Consider the following 22624-nt stretch of genomic DNA (forward strand, 5'->3'; position numbering starts at 1 on the left):
GTGTTTTTACTCTTTTTTATTGCTTTATTATTGTTCATCCGTATAATTCGCTCTTCGCGTAGTGGCTGAATCAGAGATTGGCTGCTGCAAATATTAAACACTCTTACTCAGGAGAGATTTATGTCTCTGAATGCAGAAACTAAAGCAGCAATCGTTGCAGAATACGCACAATGTGAAAACGATACAGGTTCACCAGAAGTACAAGTTGCACTACTTACTGCTTCTATCAACCACCTTCAAGGTCACTTTGCTAATCACAAGCACGATCACCACAGCCGTCGTGGTCTATTACGTATGGTTTCAAGCCGTCGTAAGCTTCTTGATTACCTTAAAGGTAAAAACAGTACTCGTTACCAAGATCTAATCAAACGTCTAGGCCTACGTCGCTAATTTGCGATGTCTGTAAAGACAGTTTGAAAAAAGGAGCGTTTATCGCTCCTTTTTTTATGCCTGCAATTCCCATTTTTCAATTCTGAAACTCGCATATTGCCCTAATTGGGGTATACTGTGGCCGTTGAAATCGCAGTGTGCGTTTTGACAATATAATCTTATTCATCGTATTACAGTCACCGAAGTCGGCCACTAGGTCGCGACTATTACAAGTTATCTTTTATTAAGTAAATTTGTACTAGTCGCGACTGGTAATATGTTGAACCATCTACGTAAAGTGTTTTAGTTGCAGATAGAAATATATGTGTATTAAGACCAAAGGAAAAAAAATGTTCGAGAAACCAGTCGTAAAATCATTCCAGTACGGTAACCACACCGTAACACTAGAGACGGGCGTAATGGCACGTCAAGCAACTGCAGCAGTAATGGCAAGCATGGACGATACATCAGTATTCGTTTCTGTTGTTGCTAAGAAAGAAGCAGTAGCGGGTCAAGATTTCTTCCCACTAACCGTTAACTACCAAGAGCGTACTTACGCTGCTGGTAAAATCCCTGGTGGTTTCTTTAAGCGTGAAGGTCGTCCTTCTGAAGGCGAAACATTAACGGCTCGTCTAATTGACCGTCCAATTCGTCCACTTTTCCCAAGTGCGTTTAAAAACGAAGTTCAAGTTATCGCTACGGTTGTTTCTATCAACCCTGACGTAAACCCAGACATGATCACTATGATCGCAACGTCTGCGGCACTTTCTATTGCGGGTGTTCCATTTAATGGTCCTATCGGTGCTGCACGTGTTGGTCATATTAACGGTGAGCTTGTTCTTAACCCATCAAACACTGAGCTTGCAAACTCTAAACTAGACCTAGTAGTGTCTGGTACAGAAGCTGCTGTATTAATGGTTGAATCTGAAGCAGATAACCTATCTGAAGAAGAAATGCTTTCTGCTGTTGTATTTGGTCATGACCAACAACAAGTAGTAATCAAAGCAATCAACGAATTTGCTGCTGAAGTTGCAACTCCGTCTTGGAACTGGGAAGCACCTGTAGTAAACGCTGAGCTTAAAGCACAAGTTGCAGAACTTGCAGAAACTCGTCTTTCTGAAGCGTACCAAATTACTGAAAAAATGGCGCGTTACGAGCAAGTTGGCGCAATCAAAAGCGAAGCTGTTGCAGCACTTCTAGCTCAAAATGAAGCACTAGACGAACGTGAAATCCGCGGTATGCTTGGTGCTCTAGAGAAAAACGTAGTACGTAGCCGCATTATTGCTGGTCACCCACGTATCGATGGCCGTGAAAAAGACATGGTTCGTGCGCTAGATGTACGTACTGGTGTTCTTCCTCGTACTCACGGTTCAGCTCTATTCACTCGTGGTGAAACTCAAGCACTTGTTACTGCAACGCTTGGTACACAACGTGATGCTCAAATTATCGATAGCTTAATGGGTGAGAAGAAAGATCACTTCCTTCTACACTATAACTTCCCTCCATACTGTGTTGGTGAAACTGGTTTTGTTGGTTCACCTAAGCGTCGCGAAATCGGCCACGGTAAACTGGCTAAACGTGGTATCCAAGCGGTTATGCCTTCTGTTGAAGAATTCCCATACACAGTACGTGTAGTATCGGAAATCACTGAATCTAACGGTTCATCTTCAATGGCTTCTGTATGTGGTACATCTCTAGCGCTTATGGATGCTGGTGTTCCAATTAAAGCATCTGTTGCTGGTATCGCAATGGGTCTTGTTAAAGAAGGCGATGATTTCGTTGTTCTTTCTGACATCCTTGGCGACGAAGATCACCTAGGTGACATGGACTTTAAAGTTGCGGGTACTAATGCTGGTATTACTGCACTTCAAATGGACATTAAAATTGAAGGTATTACTAAAGAGATCATGCAGATCGCTCTAAACCAAGCACAAGGTGCGCGTAAGCACATCCTTTCTGTTATGGATGAAGCAATCTCAGGCGCTCGTGAAGATATCTCACAATTTGCACCTCGTATCCATACAATGAAAATCAGCTCAGATAAGATCAAAGATGTTATCGGTAAAGGTGGCGCTGTTATCCGTGCTCTAACTGAAGAGACTGGTACAACTATCGAAATCGAAGACGATGGTACTATCAAAATCGCTGCGACTGAAGGTGCTGCTGCACAAGAAGCTATCCGTCGTATCGAAGAGATTACTGCTGAAGTTGAAGTGGGTAAAATCTACCCAGGTAAAGTAATGCGTATCGTAGATTTCGGTGCGTTCGTTACGGTTCTTGGTCCTAAAGAAGGTTTAGTACATATTTCTCAAATCGCTGAAGAGCGTATTGAGAAAGTTGCTGACCATCTACAAGTTGGTCAAGAAGTTCAAACTAAAGTACTAGAAATAGACCGTCAAGGCCGTATTCGTCTAAGTATTAAAGAAGCAACTGCAGAGCTAAACCCTGTTGCTGCAACTGAAGCAAAAGACGCAGAATAATCTGATTGATTACAGTCTTTTGATGTAAAGCGTGTTATAAAGGGAGCAGAGATGCTCCCTTTTTTTTTGCATCAGGGCGAGTAAAAATAGATTTATTATAGGAGATAATGAGTGAATTGGATTCGAATTACGCTAGTCAGTGCCGTCTTAATATTATCAGGATGTGCATCAACAAAGGATTCTTCAAGTTGGATGTACCCGCCAATGGCAGTGCCTTTACAACCGAGTATTCAGCAGGAGATTCAACTTTCTCGACTTAATCAATTATTATTACGCACTGATATTGACGACGTAACTCGTGCAAAAATGTTTTATGATCGTGGGTTAATAAATGACAGTTTAGGGCTACGTGATTTAGCGCGAGTGGACTTTACTCAGTCTTTAAATTTAAAACCAGATCAAAGTGATGTATTTAATATTTTGGGTGTTTACTACACGCAAAATACCGATTTTGATGGTGCTTATGAAGCCTTCGATTCTGCCTTAGAATTAGATCCATCGAATCAATTTGCAGAACGAAATTTAGCGATTGCCCTTTATTATGGTGAGCGTTATGACCAAGCTTATGAGATAGCAAAGAAACACTATAATGATGCACCAAGTGATCCGTACCGTGCTATTTGGTTATATTGGATTGGTTTAAATGTGGATGTGACAGCTGCAACAGAAGCATTTAAAATACAGTACCAAGAAAGAACAGATGAAGATTTTGGTTGGGATTTAGCGGGTGTTATTTTAAAAGAAACATCGGATGATGCTTTCTTTCAAAAAATCTTAACGACGACTCGAAATAATACCGCACTTGCTCAGAAACTAACAGAAGGGTATTTTTACCTTGGTAAGCGTTATCAGTATGAAGGGGATTACCCTAATGCGATTGCATTATACAAGTTAGCTATGTCAAATAATGTGTATGAATTTGTAGAACATCGTTACTCTTTCATTGAACTGGGTAATATCTTTAAAACGCTGCGTGAATTACAAGAACAAAAACAGAAAGAACAGCAAGCGTTAGAAGTGAAAGAAAAGCAGAATAGCCCAGAGCAAGACAGTGTAGAAAAAGAAGAATTAAAGAAAGAAGCGACGACTAAATAATATAGATTATTTGATCGTGGTTCATAATATAAAAGGCCCTTATTGTTAAAGATAAGGGCTTTTTATTTATAGCGAAAACTCACTGCTACATTTGAACAGCAAGCCCAGCAATATTATGCCAATAACCATTGCAATGACGGGAATCGTTTAGTTGATACTTTTCAATTCCTTTTTCGTTGAGTTTGAATTTATTTATTTCATCGAACGTATCTACGCTCAATGGACTCAATCTGACGACATCAACGAGATCAATCATGCTTGGTAGATCATTAATTAAGTTATAGCAATAACCTGATTGAGTTTGGATGCCATTAAGAGTGAAGACTTCTTGACCTTCTTGACTATTTACAGTGATACCGTTTGGGTATTTGATACAACAGGTTTCACATTCATCTTTTGGTTTGTTCTCGGCTCTTGCGGTGAAGCATCGAGCAGAATAGGCCAAAGGAAGATAACCATAACTGAACACTTCGGTTTCAAACTTTCCTTTAATACCTAACTCATCACATTGTATTAGCACATTGTTGAGCCATTCACGTGAAAGCTCTACAGGCATACACCAACGAGTCATACCTTGCTTTAAGAATAAGTTCAATGTTTGGGCGTTATAGCAGTTAACCGCAGGGCCAACAACAAATGGAACCTTACTTTCTGAGGCAAGTTGAATTGCTGATACATCATTAGCTTCAATAATAAAATCGCCATTATCAATGTACTTTTTCATCGCATTGACTTCGCTTGGCGCTTCTAAAAGAGCCATCGTTGACAGCACAACTTGTTTTCCTGAACTTGATAGATCCTTGGCTATTGAAAACCAGTCTTTAGGTTTTATTTCTCTTCGTTTAGAGCAAACACTTTCACCTAAATAGATAATATCAGCTTGGCTATTTGAAGCCTGTTGATAAAATTGTTCTACATTATCTTTAGACCAAAAATACAGCAGTGGACCAAGTGCATATTTCATTATTTTCTCCTACTGCCATTTCTTATGGTAAGCACCAAGGGTAGTTTGTGTGCCTTCTGATACATTCGCTAATGTTGCATCCCATTGAGGTTCAACAGAATAACCTTCAGGATTTGCTTTATAGCGATCAATCGCTGCACGCCATGTACGAGTTACTTGTTCCACATAAGCAGGGCTGCGTTGGCGACCTTCAATTTTTACTGACGCGACGTTGGCTGCAAATAACTCAGGAACCAAAGATAGGGTATTTAAACTGGTTGGCTCCTCTAATGCGTGAAATGTTTTTCCTTGGACATCAAAGCGGCCTTTACACAACGTAGGATAGCCAGCGTTTTCACCTTCACCATAACGATCGATCAGAATATTATTCAATCGTGATTCTAATCCGTTTTCTGTTTCTTGCCAGCGAACGTATTTTGCAGGGGAGCAAGCACCCACGGTATTTGGTGATTCACCGGTCATATAAGAAGAGAGATAACAACGCCCTTCAGACATTATGCATAAACTACCAAAAGCAAAAACTTCAAGATCTACGTCTGAGGTTAAGTTACGTGATAATTGCTTCACTTGATGAATCGATAATACGCGGGGTAAGACAACGCGTTTAATATTGAAATTCTTTTTATAGAAATCGATGGCAGCAACGTTTGTTGCAGAGGCTTGAACAGATAAATGCAGCTCTAATTCTGGGTAAGTATTAGCTGCATATTCTAAAACACCAATGTCTGAAATGATAAGTGCATCAATGCCCATTGCGGCTGCATTATCTACCGCTTTTGTCCAGCGATTGAAGCCGTCTGGGTGCGCAAAAGTATTTAGCGCGACATGAATATGCTTATTATTATCGTGAACATATTGCACTGCTTTCTCAAGCTTTTTACCTGTGAAATTTAAACCAGCAAAATGGCGTGCGTTTGTATCGTCTTTAAAGCCGATATAAACAGCATCAGCACCACAATCAATGGCGGTTTTTAATGCAGGTAAATTACCAGCTGGGCAGAGGAGTTCCATGAGAATACCTAGTTACAAAAATCTGATGCTCTATGATAGAGATAAGAAAAATAAGGAACTTGATGTAAGGCAGGTTTTTTGTTGTTTTGTCCTTAAAATAAAGACTTGGTGATGGAATGGACTAAGTGTCGTAATTTGTTGTTTAACTTGGAAGTAGGGGGCAGTAATACCTAGAAAGTGGTGGTTTCTCTCTAGGTATCAAGTTGAGATATTTGCTAGGATGATGCGCGTTTGTTCTGTACTAATAGCGCTTCAATCTCTTGTTTTGGCTGAGGCTTATAGAAATGGAAGCCTTGTATCGAATCACAATTTAAACTGGACAGTAGCATTGCTTGTTGTCTTGTTTCTACTCCCTCAGCAACAATGTCCATATTTAAGTTTTTTCCGAGATTGATCACGTTTTCAATAATGGTAATTTGTTTTGGTAGTGTATCAATTTCACTAATGAAACCACGGTCGATTTTTAATTCATCGACAGGGAATCTTGCTAAATAAGCAAGGGAAGAATAGCCCGTTCCAAAATCATCTATCGACAATGTAAATCCCAGTTTTTTAATGGCATCGAGCATCTGAATCGCATGTTCACCATCACTCATTACGGCACTTTCGGTTAATTCCAAGGTAATGCAATTAGGGTCGACTTGGGTCGTTTTTAGTAATCTTTCCATATACTCAATGAGTTGTGGATTACCAAATTGTGCTGGAGATAAATTGATAGCAATACGACCGGGTAAAATACCTTGGTTACCCCATTCTTTTACCGTTTGGAAAACCTCACGCATAACCACTTTGCCGAGAGTTTCTATTAAACCTGAGCGTTCTGCGACAGGAATAAATCGAGCGGGGCTAATGTAACCTTCAACCGGATGTTTCCAACGAACGAGGGCTTCTGCGCCATTAATTCTGAAATCACGGGCACTGACTTTGGGTTGGTACCACACTTCGAGTCCATTATTTTGCAGTGCTTTTTGTAATTCGATTTCTAACCATAAACGCATTCTTGCTTCTTTATTCATTTGATCATGGAATTTGATCAAACGATTGCGACCACGATCTTTTGCTTCGTACATCGCAGTATCTGCATTTTGTAACAAACTACGGGCATCTGTTCCATCTATAGGGTATTGAACACTGCCAATAGAGCAAGCTAATCGTTTTGAAAAGTGTACTAAATCAAAAGGTTGATTTATTAAGTTAATTATTTTTTCAGCAAGTTGGTCAAGGATTTGATTATGTTCTGGTTTCGGAAAGATAATGCCAAATTCATCGCCGCCTAAATGCCCAACTACGGCGTGTTTTGGTAGCAGTTTTTGTAAGCGAGTCGATATCTCTTTTAGTACTCGATCACCAATGTGGTGGCCTAAAGAGTCATTAATGTTTTTAAAATTATCAATATCAAGATAGAGCATGAAAAATGGAATGTCTTCTTTGATCATTTTCTCAATAACATGAGTAAAACCGTGGCGGTTATAAATCCCAGTTAAAAGATCAACTTGAGGTGAGCAAATGGCTACATTTTTTTCTGTTGGTTTTTTATTTTTAAGGATAACCAGATGAGCGGTACTACCCAGAACATGCGTCTTTTCTACGCTTAAACTTAATTCAGCACGAGTTGCACAGTTAGCAGAGCTTCGAACAACGAGTTGTTGCTCAGAAGGAAGAGCAGTAATTAATTCAGATAACGATTTCGTTTTTGACGGTGAACTGAATAATTGTTCAATGCTTTCACCAATAAACTCTGATGGTTTATTAAACCCTAATATTGTGGCTGATGCGGTATTGGCAGAGACGATGATGTCGCCTTCTAATAAGAAAACCGCATCAGTGAGAAGCTCGGTTAACTTACGATATTTTGACTCACTCTCTTCTAACGAATTAAGTAAGAGTTGTCGTTCTGATGTATCGACGGCATGGAATACAATATAAGTATTACCGTCTTGCTCTATTGGAAATAAACTAAAATGAAGACTGGTTTCAAAGCGATGATCATTTAAGGTGATTTCAGCTTCTATTTTTTCGCCATTGAATGCTCGGTCATAGTAGGATTTTAATGAAGAATAGAAATGCTCACCCAAAATTTCAGGATCAGTTCGACCACAGAGTGATTCTCGATTTAACCCACTTATCTCACTATATCGGTTATTCACCGTAACGTATTTATGGTCTGAATCCAGAATGGCAAACAAGAAGGGGCTATTGTCTGTTAGTAAAGGAAGCCAATGTTGTATTTGAGCAAGAGACATAGTGGTTACCGCTTTAGTAAATAAGACAAATTACGACCAGATTCATTGGTATTTTAGCTATTAATAATTTGGACGATAAAATATACATTGAATGAAACCCTATTATCCACCTCTATTCGCAATAAGTGGTTTTTTTGATGCGAAACAGGTTAGAACTCAATCAATCAATTTATACTGACCTACAGTTATCGACCAAATGTGATGGAAATTGAGAGTGTTTAATAAAATTCGTTCAACGTTAGTAGAAAATGCGGCCTCTGTCTTAAAAGTACCGGCGAAGGTTGTACCAGTATCGGTGCAGAAGAAGATCTTACTCGAAGGTTTGAAACAAGTCTTTCATGAAGCGCTTGAAGACGGTGATTTTGAGTTTCTTGAAGATAAATGGTTGAAAGTTTCGATTCTTGATCTCGAATTGCAGTGGTTTATCAGTTATCAAGATGAAAAACTGATAGTCTCGGACAAAATAGAAGTTGATGATGTGAGCTTTAGCGGTGAATTAAATGATCTTATTTTAATTGCTGGCCGTAAAGAAGATCCAGATACTCTATTTTTTCAACGTCGCCTAAAAATTGAAGGTGATACAGAGCTTGGTCTTGAAGTGAAAAACTTAATGGACAGTGTTGATCTTGATTCACTGCCTAAACCTTTAAACCAAGCATTAATGACTTTGGCAAATTTTGTACAACAAGGTTTGCAAAAGATTGAAGTAAAAGAGAGCCTTAATGCTTATTAGAACTGAAGCACCCGCTGATATTCTTACTATTGATCTATTAGTAAAATCAGTTTTTGATACTACTGCTGAAGCTAAACTTGTGATGTCTTTACGTGAAAACAGTCACTTAACCTTATCATTGGTTGCTTGTAATGATGACGGAGAGTTGATTGGTCACTGTTTATTTAGCCCTGTGACGATTAATGGGGAAGACATCGCTTGGCAAGGATTAGCGCCACTGTGTGTTAAAAAAGAATATCAAAAGCAAGGTGTTGCGACGGCAATGATGAAAGAAGCGTTTGAAACACTAACAGAACTTGGTTATCCGGTGTGTGTCGTTTTAGGCGATCCGGCTTATTACCAGCGTTTTGGTTTTGAAGCGGCTGAAAAATATAACATGTCATGCCAATGGGAAGTGCCAGAAGGTGCTTTTATGGTAAAAGCGTGTGATGCTGAGTTTTTAACAGGTCGTTCAGGCTTAATTGAATATTGCCCTGAATTTAACGATTTGTAGAAAGTAGATGCTCTCTATTTATGTTAAAAATAACATAGAGAGCATTCATGGTTTATGAAATACTAACTAAGAAACCTAGGGTGAGTACTGATAATAAAGAGAATAAGCCAGAGCTTAAAATAAGCTGTTTCTTCATATTCATATGTTAACCTATTGTATTTCTATTGTGAATACTAATGGTATTATCAGTTTCGTGAATATTCAAGGTGTGAAAGTTTTAAAAGTGATTAACGTCATGTTTGGTATCATTATTTACGTTCCCACAGAGCGACATTTTCCTTTCTTATACTACGCCAGTTAAATTTTCTTAGCTTAAAACAATTAATTGTGGTCTTTTTTGATTAATGCGATAGGTTTTATTTTATCTGTTTCAGTTTTTAAATTAATTACGTTTTCACCAATTAGAATCCATTCATCGTTACCTTTTGCATATGCTGTGTTTACCGCTATGGTATTAAGTAAAATGACAAATATAACGATGGCTATTGCCGAGCAAATCCCTGCGGTCGTCAGCAATTGTTTCTTCATAATGATAGACCTTGTATAAAAATAGAGCGGCACATTATCCAATTGTAGTTTATTGAAAGTCAGGTAAAGGTAAAAATGATGAGGTGTTTACTTTTTAAGACGCTTCAAGTGGCATCAGCTCTAGAATGTTGTTAAAATTCTTTGCCTCAAAGCTAAGGGTAAATTGACATGCCAAAACAAGCGTTACAGTTTTTGAATGAGATGGATATTTCTGTTTGGCAGATCCGCCACGTTGAATATTTTCCTACATTAGAAACAAGCACTATTTCATTACCTGAAACGTGTCAGTTACTTTTTATTGCTGAATCAATTCCTACAGAGCGTGATGCTTATTTATTTGGCAAAGTACTTGCGAGTATGAAGCTGAAACCTGAACAGGCGTTATTTCTTTCTTCCGAGTCGTTAGAGTATGTGGCGGAACACCATTTAAATTGGTGTTGGTTCTCTGGTGTGCCTGTTACTGAATTGGAAGGGGTTCAGATACTGAATTCTCCTCTTTTATCTGAAATGCATACAAATACTCAATTACGACGCGACCTATGGCGACAAATTTGTTCTTATGACAATTAATATTCAATTGATAACCGAATCCCATTTAGATGATATTTGGCGTATTGAGCAAACCGCTCATTCACACTCTTGGGCTGAATCTATGATCCGCGATCTAGAAAGTCGCTGTGCTCAACACCGAGTGATGTTGGTCGAGGGAAAGGTCGTCGGGTATTTTTATGCTCAGAATGTCGTTGGAGAAGTTACATTACTTAATGTTGCTGTTGATCCTGCGTATCAAGGGAAAGGGTTTGGTCGTAAATTAACTGAATTTTTTATTGATATGTGCATGGAACAAAAAGCAGAGTCTGCATGGCTAGAAGTACGTGAAAGTAATGCAAAAGCCATTTCATTGTATGAATCTGAAGGCTTTAATGAAGTAACGCGTCGTCATGATTATTACCCAACATCGAATGGTAAAGAAGACGCGATTATCATGAGTTACATATTCTTTTAATGCCTATTATCTAATCGCGAAGGTTATTTTAATTCGATGCTTTAGATAATGAACGTCTTTGAGTATAATCTCGATTAATTACATCCTTTCTGAAATCTTACAGGATTATCAACGCTTATGTCTTTTTTACAAGAAGTGGGTAAACGTAGAACGTTTGCCATCATTTCTCACCCGGATGCGGGTAAAACAACCATTACTGAAAAAGTATTATTATTCGGAAACGCGATTCAAAAAGCGGGAACGGTAAAAGGTCGTGGTTCAAACCAGCACGCAAAATCAGACTGGATGGAAATGGAAAAAGAACGTGGTATTTCTGTTACTACGTCAGTAATGCAATTTCCATTTAACGGTTGCCTTGTTAACCTTCTTGATACTCCTGGGCACGAAGACTTCTCTGAAGATACCTACCGTACATTAACGGCGGTTGATTCATGTCTAATGGTTATCGATGCCGCGAAAGGTGTCGAAGATCGTACTCGTAAATTGATGGAAGTAACGCGTTTACGTGATACACCAATCGTAACGTTCATGAACAAAATGGACCGTGAAGTACGAGACCCAATGGAAGTGCTTGATGAAGTAGAAAGTGAGCTAGGTATGGCTTGTGCTCCTATTTCATGGCCGATTGGTTGTGGTAAAGAATTTAAAGGTGTTTATCATATTCACCGTGATGAAACGATCTTGTATCAATCTGGCCATGGCCATGAGATCCAAGAAGTGCGTACGATCAAAGGCCTTGATAACCCAGAGCTTGATGTTGCAATTGGTAATGAACTTGCGCTCAGTGTTCGAGAAGAGTTAGAGCTGGTTATTGGTGCTGCTCATGAATTTGATTTAGAGCTTTTCCTTAAAGGAGAGCTAACGCCAGTCTACTTTGGTACGGCACTAGGTAACTTCGGTGTTGATCATATGCTTGAAGGCTTGACGGAATGGGCTCCTGCGCCACAAACCCGTGAAGCGACAGAGCGTCCAGTTGAAGCGACAGAAGAAAAATTCTCTGGCTTTGTGTTTAAAATCCAAGCAAACATGGATCCTAAACACCGTGACCGTATTGCCTTTATGCGAATCGTGTCAGGTACTTATACTCAAGGCATGAAAATGAACCACGTTCGTACAGGTAAAAACATCAGTATTTCTGATGCGGTAACCTTTATGGCAGGTGACCGTGCTCGTGCTGAAGTGGCCTATGCGGGTGATATTATTGGCTTGCATAACCACGGTACGATTCAAATTGGTGATACCTTTACTCAAGGTGAAAATTTGAAATTCTCAGGGATCCCTAACTTTGCCCCTGAACTGTTCCGTCGTATTCGTCTTCGTGATCCACTAAAGCAAAAACAATTGCTGAAAGGACTTGTGCAATTATCTGAAGAAGGTGCTGTACAGGTTTTCCGTCCATTACAAAACAATGATCTGATCGTTGGTGCGGTTGGTGTTCTTCAGTTTGATGTGGTTGTTTCTCGTTTGAAATCTGAATATAACGTAGAAGCTATTTATGAAGGCATCAGTGTTGCAACCGCTCGTTGGGTTGAATGTTCTGATGGCAAAATGCTAGATGAATTCCAGCGTAAGAATCAAACTAACCTAGCATTAGATGGTGGCAATAACTTAACGTATATCGCCCCAACGATGGTTAATTTGAATTTAGCGATAGAACGCTTTCCTGATGTTCAATTTAGAGCAACGCGTGAACACTAATTTATTAAAGTGAATATAATTAAACGGAGCCTATGTAGGCTCCGTTTTTGTATCTATAGTATTGGTGTTTAAAGGGAGATGGTGATTATGATTTGGAAGACAATAAAGCAGTGGGTTGAAAAATATGACGCTTGGTGCCTCTCATTAGGGTTAACACCAGAAAATAAACGCAGTTGTGTGCCTTATAAAAAAGAAGAGATAAGCAATGACAACAAAACTGATTGATTCGCACTGTCATTTTGATTTTCCGCCTTTTAAAGACAATGAACTTTTTTATTTAGAAAAGGCACGCTCTGTTGGTGTGAAAAAGCTGATCATTCCTAGTGTTAATTCAAGCAATTGGGAGACGGTAGAACGACTCTCTCATCAATATCCCGAACTTTATTATGCATTAGGTATTCACCCTCAATTTTTAACTGAGAACGATGAAGATGATGTGAAAAAGTTAGAGGTATTATTGGCGAATAAGGCGAATAAATGCGTCGCTATTGGTGAGTGTGGATTGGATTTTTGGAATCAAGAGTACGATAAAAAGCATCAAATGAACGTATTTAAAATGCAATGTAAGTTAGCTGTAAAGTACGAATTACCTTTGATTATCCACAGCCGTAAAAGTCATGATGTGGTATTGAAGATATTACGAGAGATAAAACCATTGAAAGGTGGGGTGATCCACGGTTTTAGTGGTAGTACGCAACAAGCTGAAGCATTTATTAAACTCGGTTTTTTCATCGGTGTAGGGGGAGTGATTAGTTATGAGCGTTCGATGAAAACAAAAAGAACAATTTCTGAGCTTCCTTTAGAGTGGTTGATGTTAGAAACTGACGCGCCAGATATGCCATTATCTGGATTTCAAGGGACGCCTAATAGCCCAGATAAAGTCTCTAATATCCTAGAATGTTTAATTTTGATACGAAAAGAACCGAGGGAAACGATTGCGAATGCTGTTTACAGAAATGCCAATCATTTGTTTGGGATTTGAGTTATTAGTCATTGCTTTAGATGTAATTGATGAATCTTTAGATATTCGTTAGTGATAAAGATCACACTAATGAATGAATGTACGATGTACGTTAGCAGAATATGTGACAGCGGCATTACTTTCTTGGTGGTTCAATGAGTATAATCGCCCCCGCTAATTTGAAACACGCCAACAATCAATTTTAGGGAAACTTTTAACTATGAGCCTGTTAATGAGCTTGGTTGGGATAGTAGCGCTGCTTGCATTTGCAGTACTAATATCTGATAACCGTAAAGCAATCAATCTACGTACTGTCGGTGGCGCTTTTGCCATTCAATTTATTCTAGGTGCATTCATACTATACGTACCTGTGGGTCGTGATGTACTGTTAGGTGCATCTGAAGCGGTTGCGAATGTAATCAACTACGGTAACACGGGTATCGAATTCTTATTCGGTGGCTTAGTATCGAATAAAATGTTTGAAGTATTTGGTGGCGGCGGTTTCGTATTCGCACTGCGTGTACTTCCTGTAATCGTGTTCTTTGCATCATTGACTGCGGTACTTTATTACCTTGGTATCATGCAAGTTGTGATTAACTTCTTAGGTGGTGCTCTTCAAAAAGCACTGGGTACTTCTCGTGCGGAATCTCTTTCTGCTACAGCGAATATTTTCGTTGGTCAAACAGAAGCGCCTCTAGTTGTTCGTCCATTCATTCCAAAAATGACTCAATCAGAATTGTTTGCAGTAATGTGTGGTGGTCTAGCTTCTGTTGCTGGTGGTGTTCTTGCTGGTTATGCGTCTATGGGCGTGCCTCTAGAGTACCTAATCGCGGCGTCATTCATGGCAGCTCCTGGTGGTCTTCTATTTGCTAAAATTCTTAAACCAGAAACAGAAACACCGGTTGATCAATTTGATGCACTTGATAACAAAGGCGATGATAAACCAGCTAACGTAATCGATGCAGCAGCAGCAGGCGCTGCAACAGGTATGCAACTTGCGTTAAACGTAGGTGCAATGCTTCTTGCATTCATCGGTCTAATCGCTCTAATCAACGGTATCCTAGGTGGTGTTGGTGGTTGGTTCGGTATGCCAGAAATTACGCTAGAACTTATTCTTGGTTACGTATTCGCTCCAGTTGCTTTCCTAATCGGTGTGCCGTGGGAAGAAGCGACAGTTGCAGGTTCGTTCTTAGGTCAAAAATTAGTAGTTAACGAATTCGTTGCTTACTTAAACTTTGCACCTTACCTAAAAGACGTTGCTGATGGCGGCATGTTAGTTGCACAAACTGGCGTTGAAATGTCTGAGAAAACGAAAGCAATCATTTCATTCGCACTATGTGGTTTTGCTAACCTTTCTTCTGTAGCAATCCTACTTGGTGGTTTAGGTAGCCTTGCTCCTGAACGTCGTCATGACATCGCTAAGATGGGCATGAAAGCCGTTGCTGCTGGTACATTATCTAACTTAATGTCAGCAACAATTGCAGGTCTATTCTTATCTATCTAATATTATAGAGACAGAAACGACTGATAAAAACCCGCAATGTGTTGCGGGTTTTTTTATGCCTGTCTATTTTTAATATCAATGATCATGGGCTTATTATTATTGATCAAACTTCGTAAAAATGAGGATTATAGAGTAACTACTTATCCGTGTTTTTGTCTTACTCCTAAATGATTTCCCTGTGTAATAAAGAGAACATCTAATTAATTGTATTGGCATAATATTTAAAGTAAAAAGAGTGAGATGCAAACCGATTGCGTTGCCTATCATCGCCAGTCATCATTCATTAGCTTGTTATAATACTGCTCATAATAAAGATTCATATTTAAATGAGCTATGATTAAAAAACACAATAAAACATGGGAGCTCACTATGTTGAATGAAGTATTACTGTCGGTTTTTGCCGGTTTAATTGTTGGCGTTGTATTTTCAGCCATTAAATTACCTATTCCAGCACCACCCGTCCTCTCCGGAGTCATGGGAATTGTTGGGGTTTACCTTGGTGCTGTCGGGTATCAATGGATTATCGAGCGTTTCTTTTCATAATCGCTGTGTTTTCACAGGGAGACACGCTTTCACTAGTTGGCACAATAAAGTGTTGATACTATAAGCAAGTATTTCAACGGTACCTCATGAAGAGGTGCTATTTCAGTACCAAGTACTGGCGGCAAAAAGGATATTGATTGGGCGTCGTTTTACAGCTCAATTCTTCAAGGAATCAAGTCCGCTCATACGCTGTTTATGTAGAACGAAAGTTCAGACAGCAATACAGTATTATGCTTAGGCATATAACAGCACTATCAAAGAATATTATTCTATCGGAGATAACAATGAGCGATTTAAAAGCAGCTGCACTACGTGCATTAAAGTTGATGGATTTAACCACACTAAACGATAACGACACAGATGAAGCCGTTATTGCGTTGTGTAAAAATGCGAAGACAGCCGTAGGCAATACAGCAGCAGTTTGTATTTATCCTCGTTTTGTACCTATTGCTAAAAAAACGCTACGTGAACAGGGGACTCCTGATGTTCGTATTGCAACGGTAACTAACTTTCCTCACGGTAATGATGATATTGCTATTGCGGTTGCTGAAACGAAAGCTGCGGTTGCTTATGGCGCAGACGAAGTCGATGTTGTCTTCCCATACCGTGCATTGATTGCTGGTAATGAAACTGTTGGTTTTGAACTGGTTAAGCAATGTAAAGAAGCGTGTGGCGATATTCTGCTTAAAGTGATCATTGAAACTGGCGAGCTAAAAGAAGAAGCACTTATTAAGAAAGCGTCTCAAATTTGTATTGAAGCAGGTGCTAACTTCATTAAAACCTCTACTGGTAAAGTGCCAGTGAACGCAACACCAGAATATGCACGCATGATGTTAGAAGTTATTCGTGATATGGGCGTAGCAAAAACAGTGGGTTTCAAACCTGCTGGCGGCGTTCGTACTGCTGAAGATGCACAAGCATACCTAGCAATGGCTGATGATATTCTAGGTGGCGATTGGGCTGATAACATGCACTACCGTTTTGGTGCGTCAAGCCTACTGACTAATCTTTTAAATACATTAGAAGTGACAGCAGAAACAGCAGACCCATCTGCATACTAGTTTCCTGTTACTCGATTTATATCGATAAATAAATCGACTTAGGTGAGGCATTACCGCTTCACCTACCTCAACCCTACCTATATTAATTTACCCAACCAAGATTGGGGAGGCACTAATGTATCTACCACAAGAGATTATTCGTAGAAAACGCGACAATAAAGTACTAACAACAGAAGAAATTAACTTTTTTATTCAAGGTGTTGCAAAAAATACCGTGTCTGAAGGTCAAATTGCAGCATTTGCAATGGCGGTCTATTTTAATGAAATGACGATGCCTGAACGTATCGCATTAACGTGTGCAATGCGTGATTCAGGAATGGTAATTGATTGGAGCCACATGAACTTCGATGGCCCAATTGTTGATAAACATTCAACCGGTGGTGTTGGTGATGTAACCTCATTAATGCTTGGTCCTATGGTGGCGGCATGTGGTGGTTATGTTCCTATGATCTCTGGCCGTGGTTTAGGTCATACTGGCGGCACGTTAGATAAATTGGAATCCATTGCTGGCTACAATATTATGCCAAACAATGATCTTTTTGGAAAAGTAACCAAAGAAGCTGGCGTAGCTATCATTGGTCAAACGGGTGATTTAGCACCGGCAGATAAGCGTGTTTATGCCACTCGTGATGTAACGGCAACCGTTGATAATATTTCATTGATTACCGCATCTATTCTTTCTAAGAAATTAGCCGCAGGTTTAGATTCATTAGTGATGGATGTAAAAGTCGGTTCAGGTGCATTTATGCCGACTTATGAGGCATCAGAAGAGCTGGCTAAATCTATCGTAGCTGTTGCTAATGGCGCGGGCACGAAGACGACCGCATTACTGACGGACATGAATCAAGTATTAGCCTCTACTGCAGGTAATGCATTAGAAGTTCGTGAAGCGATTCGTTTCCTAACTGGCGAATACCGTAATCCTCGTTTATATGAAGTTACGATGGCGCTATGTGCTGAAATGCTTGTGATTGCGAACTTAGCAAAAGACGAACAAGAAGCACGTATTAAATTGCAAGCAGTGTTAGACAACGGCAAAGCCGCAGAATGTTTTGGTAAAATGGTGTTTGGTCTTGGTGGACCAAATGACATTATCGAAAATTACGATAACCATTTAGAAACCGCGCAAATCATTAAACCTGTATTTGCAGACAAATCCGGCTTTGTTAATACGATGGATACACGTGATTTAGGCATGGCAGTCGTGGGTATGGGGGGCGGTCGTCGTGTTGCTAGCGATACTATTGATTATGCGGTCGGGTTAAGTGATATGATTCGTTTAGGTCAAACCGTTGATAGCAATCAACCATTAGCGATGATCCATGCTCGTAATGAAGATCAATGGCAGCAGGCTGCAGATGCAGTTAAAGCCGCTATCGTGATCAGCGAAGAACAACCAGAAGCGACACCGGAAGTTTATCGTAAAGTTCGCTCACAAGATGTGTAAGGAAGAAACCATGAAACGTGCAATTATTTTAGTTCTTGATTCATTTGGTATTGGTGCAGCAGGTGATGCTGAAAAATTTGGTGATGTGGGTTCAGATACAATGGGTCACATTGCAGAACAGTGTGACAAAGGACTTGCCGATAATGGAAACCGTAAAGGGCCATTAACGCTTCCAAATCTATCAAAGCTGGGTTTAGCAATGGCAGGTAAAGAGTCTACGGGCAAATTAGCCGCAGGTTTAGACGCTGATGCTGAGATTATTGGTGCCTATGGTCATGCCGCTGAATTGTCTTCAGGTAAAGATACACCTTCTGGTCACTGGGAAATTGCAGGCGTACCTGTCTTATTTGATTGGGGTTACTTTAGCGATAAAGAAAATAGTTTCCCTAAAGAGCTAACCGACCGAATTCTTGCTCGTGCCAACCTTTCTGGTTACCTAGGTAATTGCCATGCATCAGGCACACAAGTACTGGATGATTTAGGTGAAGAACACATGAAGACGGGCATGCCGATCTTCTACACCTCTGCTGATTCGGTATTCCAAATTGCGTGTCATGAAGAAACGTTTGGCTTAGATAATTTATTAACACTTTGCCAAATCGCACGTGAAGAACTTGAAGATTATAATATTGGCCGAGTGATAGCGCGTCCATTTATTGGTGCAGGTAAAGGTCAATTTGAACGTACGGGTAACCGCCGCGATCTTTCTCTGGAACCGCCAGCAATTACCGTATTACAAAAACTGGTAGAAGAGAAAAACGGTCACGTACATTCTATTGGTAAAATCTCTGATATTTATGCTGGTTGTGGTATTACACAAAAAACCAAAGCAACAGGCATTCCAGCATTGTTTGATGCAACCAAAGAGGCAATTACGGCGGCGAGTGATAACACCATCGTATTTACTAACTTTGTGGATTTTGATTCAGCGTATGGTCACCGTCGTGACGTTGCAGGTTATGCGGCGGCACTAGAGTATTTTGATGGAAGACTTCCAGAGATCATGGAAATGCTACAAGAAGACGATATTCTAATCCTAACGGCTGATCATGGTTGTGATCCTACATGGCCTGGTACCGATCATACTCGTGAACATATTCCCGTTCTTGTTTATGGACACAAAGTGCCTGCGGGTTCATTGGGGCTTCGTGATACCTTTGCCGATATAGGGCAGACCTTAGCAGAGTATTTTGAAATCTCTGATATGGAATATGGAAAATCATTCCTATAAAAATAATAAGCAGTAGAGCCCTCTCTACTGCTTTTTTCTAGTTTAAGTTTAAAAAGAAAGGGTGAAAATTATGGCAACTCCACATATTAATGCTGAAATGGGTGACTTTGCAGACGTTGTTTTAATGCCTGGAGACCCAATCCGAGCAAAATACATTGCAGAAACATTCTTAGACGATGTTGTTCAAGTGTGTGATGTTCGAAATATGTTTGGCTACACTGGAACCTATAAAGGTCGTAAAATATCAGTGATGGGGCATGGCATGGGGATCCCATCATGTTCAATTTATATGACTGAGCTTGTTAAAGATTTTGGCGTTAAAAAAGTGATTCGTGTAGGCAGTTGTGGTGCAGTAAACGAAGACATTAAAGTTCGTGATGTTGTAATTGGTATGGGCGCATGTACGGATTCTAAAGTGAATCGTATTCGTTTTAAAGATCACGACTTTGCAGCAATTGCTGATTACGAAATGGTACGTAATGCTGAGCTTGCAGCACAGGCACGTGGTATTAAAGTCAAAGTCGGCAATCTTTTCTCTGCTGAGCTATTCTATACGCCAGATCCAAGCATGTTTGACCTAATGGATAAATACGGCATCGTAGGCGTAGAGATGGAAGCGGCTGGTATGTACGGTGTTGCTGCAGAATACGGTGCAAAAGCATTAGCTATCTGTACTGTGTCTGATCACATCAAAACCGGTGAGCAAACGACATCTGATGAACGAGCGACAACATTTGATGAAATGATGCTGATTGCGTTAGATTCAGTATTGCTTGGCGACAAATAATGTCACATTATTTGTAGTGAAAAAAAGGCGGTGTTATTTATTAACATCGCCTTTTTATTATTTATCTGTGAAATAAACAGAACGTATTAAGACTTACCGCCAAACAGTGTAGTAACAGGCTTGCTAGAATCTTCACGTTTTTTAAGTATTGCCATAATAAACATACCTGAAACAAGGCTTATAATAAGCATACCAAACATCAATCGGTCACTTTTACGGTAATGGTGGTTCGCAAAACCAGTCAACGTTGACTTTTCAAAGGTTATACGTAAAAACCCCAATACCCGCTCGTCTTTTACTATTGGTTCGATTAATTGTTGTCGACCGATGCCATCAATCGATAATGGTGTATTAATGCCCGTAATTTGTGATGCGGTTAACGCATTGCTGCTTTTACTTAGTACACCACCTTCCGCGTCGTAAATCGTAGCATCAAACACAAGGTTTTCTTTTGCCAGATTATTCGTTAGTTGCAGCAAGGCTTCGTGATCGTCTTTTTTGATGCTATCGACAGCAAACAATGCTGCTTGTCTTGTCATGGTTCGACTAAGATCCTGTAACTGTTTATTTTGAATGATCTGATTATTATCACTGATCACCGTACTATTAATTAAAATAAAGTAACTGAATGCGATCAGAGAGAGCAGCATCAGGCTTTTAATTATGAGATTTTGAGAAAGCATCATCCGCACCAAATAAAATAATAGTCGAGAATTATACGCAATTTATACAAAAATAGCAGTTTATGTCGCTTCAGACTTGCTCTATCTAATTTCAATCGGTATTTTTGATAGAGGATTAGTAAGGATACAAATCATGGACGCGATAACCCCATTTGCAATAAAGAAACACACAACATTGGTAAACCGTTTTTCAACCTCGGTAACGGCCTCTCAATTAGAGGTTAAGTCAGTGGGTTGGATCATTTACGGTTCACACCTTTCTCCCCTTCACACGAAAGACATCGATTTTTTTGTTGGAATGACAACAAAGGTCATTCGAACATGGAAAGTGGGTGACTATGAAGTCGCTGCTATCGCTGGTGAAATGACACCAGAACACAAAATCATCGTTGATGAACTTAGTTTAGATTACGCTGAAATAAAAGACATCCCAGATTTATCTAACCCGGGAATTATCCTTTTTGATATGGATTCAACAGCCATTGAAATTGAATGCATTGATGAAATAGCGAAATTGGCAGGGGTTGGTGAGCAAGTATCTGAAGTGACAGAGCGAGCGATGCTAGGTGAACTTGATTTTAAAGAAAGCTTAATTCAACGAGTGAGTACTCTTGAAGGAGCAAGTGAATCGATTTTGGCTCAAGTCAAAGAAACCCTTCCTTTTATGCCTGAGATGAGAGAATTGGTAATGACAATGCAGAACTATGGTTGGAAAGTCGCTATAGCATCTGGTGGATTTACTTACTTTTCAGATTACCTTAAAGAAGAGTTGAATTTAGTTCACGCTCAATCAAACCAGTTAGAAATCATTGACGGTAAATTAACGGGTAAGGTTTTAGGTGATATTGTTAGCGCAGAAACCAAAGCCGATATTCTTATTGAACTGGCAGATAAGTACGACATTGAAATGAGTAATACTGTTGCGGTTGGTGATGGAGCTAATGACTTAGTCATGATGTCAGCAGCAGGTCTGGGCATTGCTTATCATGCAAAACCTAAAGTACAAGAGCAAGCACAGGCAGCGGTTCGATACGCAGATTTAGGTGGCGTTGCTTGTATCCTTTCAGCTTCGCTACTAATGAATAATAAGCTGAGTTGGTAAGTTTAATATAGTGGAATAATAAAAATGGACTCCGATTTGAGTCCATTTTTTTGTATTCGCTCTAATTGATAGGTGTGTATTTATCGATTTATACACCGATTAGCATTTAAAATAGTGATCACTGTCACTTTCTGAATGGAGCCTGAATGAAACTTACATTTGTGTCAGAGGAATGTCATAGCAATAGTCATTAAATTGACGCTTATTGGTTGAGTGAATAGTATACACCTTGTTCGCAGTGAACAGATATTAATCAACTAAAGGCTTATTATGTTAACTAACTTATTTGTAAAAACTCAACTAGCTCTTCAATCTTTTAAAAATGATGAACGTGGCGTTACTGCAATTGAATATGCAATCATTGGTGTTTGCATGTCAGCAATCGTATTAGCGGTATTTAACGGAACGTTATCTGATGCCCTATTTGGTGCGATGGAAACTATTTCTGATAATATTACATCAGCAGGAACTGCAACGCCTCCTCAAGGGTAATTATATTAATCATGATTAATATTAAGTTATTAATGGTTGGTTTAATGTTAATGACTAATTTTTATATTATTTTTCATGACATTAAGAATCGAGAAATATCTAACAATATAATTATCTCTATTACTATAGTTGGTTTATTTTCTATTTATATTAAAGGTGATATTAATTATTTGATCTCACCTTTAATTATTCT

General features: G+C 39.4%; 23 protein-coding genes and 1 pseudogene. 19 read left to right on the forward strand and 5 right to left on the reverse strand.

Annotated elements, in window-relative coordinates:
- Positions 1-120: 120 nt before the first annotated feature.
- The 3 genes from rpsO to nlpI all read left to right on the forward strand — a co-directional run bounded on the left by rpsO (position 121) and on the right by nlpI (position 3944).
- The gene (gene rpsO / locus AACV33_RS04570; protein WP_012549409.1) at positions 121-390 is read left to right on the forward strand and encodes a 30S ribosomal protein S15; all 270 of its coding nucleotides are present in this window, start codon (positions 121-123) and stop codon (positions 388-390) included.
- A 329-nt stretch (positions 391-719) separates the two neighbouring features.
- Positions 720-2849: a polyribonucleotide nucleotidyltransferase gene (pnp, locus tag AACV33_RS04575; protein ID WP_023604114.1), complete on the forward strand. Its 2130-nt coding sequence runs from the start codon at positions 720-722 to the stop codon at positions 2847-2849.
- Positions 2850-2960: 111 nt separating this feature from the next.
- Positions 2961-3944 (forward strand): lipoprotein NlpI, encoded by a 984-nt coding sequence (nlpI, locus tag AACV33_RS04580; RefSeq protein ID WP_182699935.1) that lies wholly within the window; start codon positions 2961-2963, stop codon positions 3942-3944.
- An 85-nt stretch (positions 3945-4029) separates the two neighbouring features.
- Here nlpI and AACV33_RS04585 read toward each other — a convergent pair whose 3' ends face one another.
- From AACV33_RS04585 to AACV33_RS04595, 3 genes are all read right to left on the reverse strand, one after another.
- Positions 4030-4908, reverse strand: a complete 879-nt coding sequence (locus AACV33_RS04585) for a U32 family peptidase (RefSeq protein ID WP_017021051.1) — start codon at positions 4906-4908, stop codon at positions 4030-4032.
- A gap of 9 nt (positions 4909-4917) precedes the next feature.
- The gene (ubiU, locus tag AACV33_RS04590; RefSeq protein WP_017021052.1) at positions 4918-5919 is read right to left on the reverse strand and encodes a ubiquinone anaerobic biosynthesis protein UbiU; all 1002 of its coding nucleotides are present in this window, start codon (positions 5917-5919) and stop codon (positions 4918-4920) included.
- A gap of 215 nt (positions 5920-6134) precedes the next feature.
- A complete protein-coding gene (locus AACV33_RS04595) occupies positions 6135-8162 on the reverse strand; it encodes a sensor domain-containing protein (protein ID WP_182699936.1) in 2028 nt (675 codons plus the stop codon).
- A 214-nt stretch (positions 8163-8376) separates the two neighbouring features.
- Between AACV33_RS04595 and ubiT the strand changes: the two genes are divergently transcribed.
- Positions 8377-8895, forward strand: a complete 519-nt coding sequence (ubiT, locus tag AACV33_RS04600) for a ubiquinone anaerobic biosynthesis accessory factor UbiT (RefSeq protein ID WP_012549415.1) — start codon at positions 8377-8379, stop codon at positions 8893-8895.
- Complete coding sequence (locus AACV33_RS04605) at positions 8885-9388, forward strand: GNAT family N-acetyltransferase (protein ID WP_017021055.1); 504 nt, start codon at positions 8885-8887, stop codon at positions 9386-9388. Before ubiT ends, AACV33_RS04605 begins: the two co-directional genes overlap by 11 nt.
- Before the next feature lie 321 nt (positions 9389-9709).
- Here AACV33_RS04605 and AACV33_RS04610 read toward each other — a convergent pair whose 3' ends face one another.
- Positions 9710-9916, reverse strand: coding sequence for a hypothetical protein (locus AACV33_RS04610; protein WP_044583184.1), 207 nt, complete (start codon positions 9914-9916; stop codon positions 9710-9712).
- Positions 9917-10084: 168 nt separating this feature from the next.
- Here AACV33_RS04610 and AACV33_RS04615 point away from each other — a divergent pair, with 168 nt between their 5' ends.
- The 11 genes from AACV33_RS04615 to deoD all read left to right on the forward strand — a co-directional run bounded on the left by AACV33_RS04615 (position 10085) and on the right by deoD (position 20154).
- Positions 10085-10486 carry a DNA polymerase III subunit psi gene (locus AACV33_RS04615; protein WP_023604117.1) on the forward strand — a complete coding sequence of 134 codons (402 nt, stop codon included), beginning with the start codon at positions 10085-10087 and terminating at the stop codon, positions 10484-10486.
- A complete protein-coding gene (rimI, locus tag AACV33_RS04620; protein ID WP_017021057.1) occupies positions 10476-10922 on the forward strand; it encodes a ribosomal protein S18-alanine N-acetyltransferase in 447 nt (148 codons plus the stop codon). The genes AACV33_RS04615 and rimI overlap by 11 nt, the downstream gene beginning before the upstream one ends.
- A 117-nt stretch (positions 10923-11039) precedes the next feature.
- Entirely contained in the window at positions 11040-12620 is a 1581-nt protein-coding gene (prfC, locus tag AACV33_RS04625) for a peptide chain release factor 3 (protein ID WP_017021058.1), read from the forward strand.
- An 87-nt stretch (positions 12621-12707) separates the two neighbouring features.
- Positions 12708-12845, forward strand: coding sequence for a hypothetical protein (locus tag AACV33_RS04630; protein ID WP_175286812.1), 138 nt, complete (start codon positions 12708-12710; stop codon positions 12843-12845).
- Positions 12826-13602 (forward strand): TatD family hydrolase, encoded by a 777-nt coding sequence (locus AACV33_RS04635; protein WP_182699937.1) that lies wholly within the window; start codon positions 12826-12828, stop codon positions 13600-13602. The genes AACV33_RS04630 and AACV33_RS04635 overlap by 20 nt, the downstream gene beginning before the upstream one ends.
- Before the next feature lie 199 nt (positions 13603-13801).
- A complete protein-coding gene (locus tag AACV33_RS04640) occupies positions 13802-15085 on the forward strand; it encodes a NupC/NupG family nucleoside CNT transporter (protein WP_012549424.1) in 1284 nt (427 codons plus the stop codon).
- Between the two features lie 372 nt (positions 15086-15457).
- Positions 15458-15628, forward strand: a complete 171-nt coding sequence (locus AACV33_RS04645; protein WP_023604119.1) for a XapX domain-containing protein — start codon at positions 15458-15460, stop codon at positions 15626-15628.
- 284 nt (positions 15629-15912) lie between these two features.
- Entirely contained in the window at positions 15913-16689 is a 777-nt protein-coding gene (gene deoC / locus AACV33_RS04650; protein WP_017021062.1) for a deoxyribose-phosphate aldolase, read from the forward strand.
- A gap of 115 nt (positions 16690-16804) precedes the next feature.
- Positions 16805-18136: a thymidine phosphorylase gene (deoA, locus tag AACV33_RS04655; RefSeq protein ID WP_017021063.1), complete on the forward strand. Its 1332-nt coding sequence runs from the start codon at positions 16805-16807 to the stop codon at positions 18134-18136.
- Between the two features lie 10 nt (positions 18137-18146).
- Positions 18147-19367, forward strand: a complete 1221-nt coding sequence (locus AACV33_RS04660) for a phosphopentomutase (RefSeq protein WP_012549429.1) — start codon at positions 18147-18149, stop codon at positions 19365-19367.
- A gap of 70 nt (positions 19368-19437) precedes the next feature.
- Positions 19438-20154 (forward strand): purine-nucleoside phosphorylase, encoded by a 717-nt coding sequence (deoD, locus tag AACV33_RS04665; protein ID WP_017021065.1) that lies wholly within the window; start codon positions 19438-19440, stop codon positions 20152-20154.
- An 86-nt stretch (positions 20155-20240) separates the two neighbouring features.
- Here the strand turns inward: deoD and AACV33_RS04670 are convergent, their stop codons facing one another.
- On the reverse strand, positions 20241-20840 hold the full coding sequence (locus AACV33_RS04670) for a YtjB family periplasmic protein (RefSeq protein ID WP_182699938.1): 600 nt from the start codon (positions 20838-20840) through the stop codon (positions 20241-20243).
- A 130-nt stretch (positions 20841-20970) separates the two neighbouring features.
- Between AACV33_RS04670 and serB the strand changes: the two genes are divergently transcribed.
- From serB to AACV33_RS04685, 3 genes and pseudogenes are all read left to right on the forward strand, one after another.
- A complete protein-coding gene (serB, locus tag AACV33_RS04675) occupies positions 20971-21939 on the forward strand; it encodes a phosphoserine phosphatase (protein ID WP_182699939.1) in 969 nt (322 codons plus the stop codon).
- Positions 21940-22209: 270 nt separating this feature from the next.
- Entirely contained in the window at positions 22210-22431 is a 222-nt protein-coding gene (locus tag AACV33_RS04680) for a Flp family type IVb pilin (RefSeq protein WP_017021068.1), read from the forward strand.
- 11 nt (positions 22432-22442) lie between these two features.
- Positions 22443-22624, forward strand: a pseudogene (locus tag AACV33_RS04685) (A24 family peptidase); the annotation flags it as partial.

Source organism: Aliivibrio sp. SR45-2, from assembly GCF_963890165.1.
GTDB lineage: Bacteria > Pseudomonadota > Gammaproteobacteria > Enterobacterales > Vibrionaceae > Aliivibrio > Aliivibrio salmonicida.

Coding starts and splice junctions, on each gene's coding strand:
- rpsO (WP_012549409.1), top strand. CDS start 121: ATGTCTCTGAATGCAGAAACTAAAGCAGCAATCGTTGCAGAATACGCA.
- pnp (WP_023604114.1), top strand. CDS start 720: ATGTTCGAGAAACCAGTCGTAAAATCATTCCAGTACGGTAACCACACC.
- AACV33_RS04585 (WP_017021051.1), bottom strand. CDS start 4,908: ATGAAATATGCACTTGGTCCACTGCTGTATTTTTGGTCTAAAGATAAT.
- ubiU (WP_017021052.1), bottom strand. CDS start 5,919: ATGGAACTCCTCTGCCCAGCTGGTAATTTACCTGCATTAAAAACCGCC.
- AACV33_RS04595 (WP_182699936.1), bottom strand. CDS start 8,162: ATGTCTCTTGCTCAAATACAACATTGGCTTCCTTTACTAACAGACAAT.
- AACV33_RS04605 (WP_017021055.1), top strand. CDS start 8,885: ATGCTTATTAGAACTGAAGCACCCGCTGATATTCTTACTATTGATCTA.
- AACV33_RS04610 (WP_044583184.1), bottom strand. CDS start 9,916: ATGAAGAAACAATTGCTGACGACCGCAGGGATTTGCTCGGCAATAGCC.
- AACV33_RS04615 (WP_023604117.1), top strand. CDS start 10,085: ATGCCAAAACAAGCGTTACAGTTTTTGAATGAGATGGATATTTCTGTT.
- rimI (WP_017021057.1), top strand. CDS start 10,476: ATGACAATTAATATTCAATTGATAACCGAATCCCATTTAGATGATATT.
- prfC (WP_017021058.1), top strand. CDS start 11,040: ATGTCTTTTTTACAAGAAGTGGGTAAACGTAGAACGTTTGCCATCATT.
- AACV33_RS04630 (WP_175286812.1), top strand. CDS start 12,708: ATGATTTGGAAGACAATAAAGCAGTGGGTTGAAAAATATGACGCTTGG.
- AACV33_RS04635 (WP_182699937.1), top strand. CDS start 12,826: ATGACAACAAAACTGATTGATTCGCACTGTCATTTTGATTTTCCGCCT.
- AACV33_RS04640 (WP_012549424.1), top strand. CDS start 13,802: ATGAGCCTGTTAATGAGCTTGGTTGGGATAGTAGCGCTGCTTGCATTT.
- deoC (WP_017021062.1), top strand. CDS start 15,913: ATGAGCGATTTAAAAGCAGCTGCACTACGTGCATTAAAGTTGATGGAT.
- deoA (WP_017021063.1), top strand. CDS start 16,805: ATGTATCTACCACAAGAGATTATTCGTAGAAAACGCGACAATAAAGTA.
- AACV33_RS04660 (WP_012549429.1), top strand. CDS start 18,147: ATGAAACGTGCAATTATTTTAGTTCTTGATTCATTTGGTATTGGTGCA.
- deoD (WP_017021065.1), top strand. CDS start 19,438: ATGGCAACTCCACATATTAATGCTGAAATGGGTGACTTTGCAGACGTT.
- AACV33_RS04670 (WP_182699938.1), bottom strand. CDS start 20,840: ATGATGCTTTCTCAAAATCTCATAATTAAAAGCCTGATGCTGCTCTCT.
- serB (WP_182699939.1), top strand. CDS start 20,971: ATGGACGCGATAACCCCATTTGCAATAAAGAAACACACAACATTGGTA.
- AACV33_RS04680 (WP_017021068.1), top strand. CDS start 22,210: ATGTTAACTAACTTATTTGTAAAAACTCAACTAGCTCTTCAATCTTTT.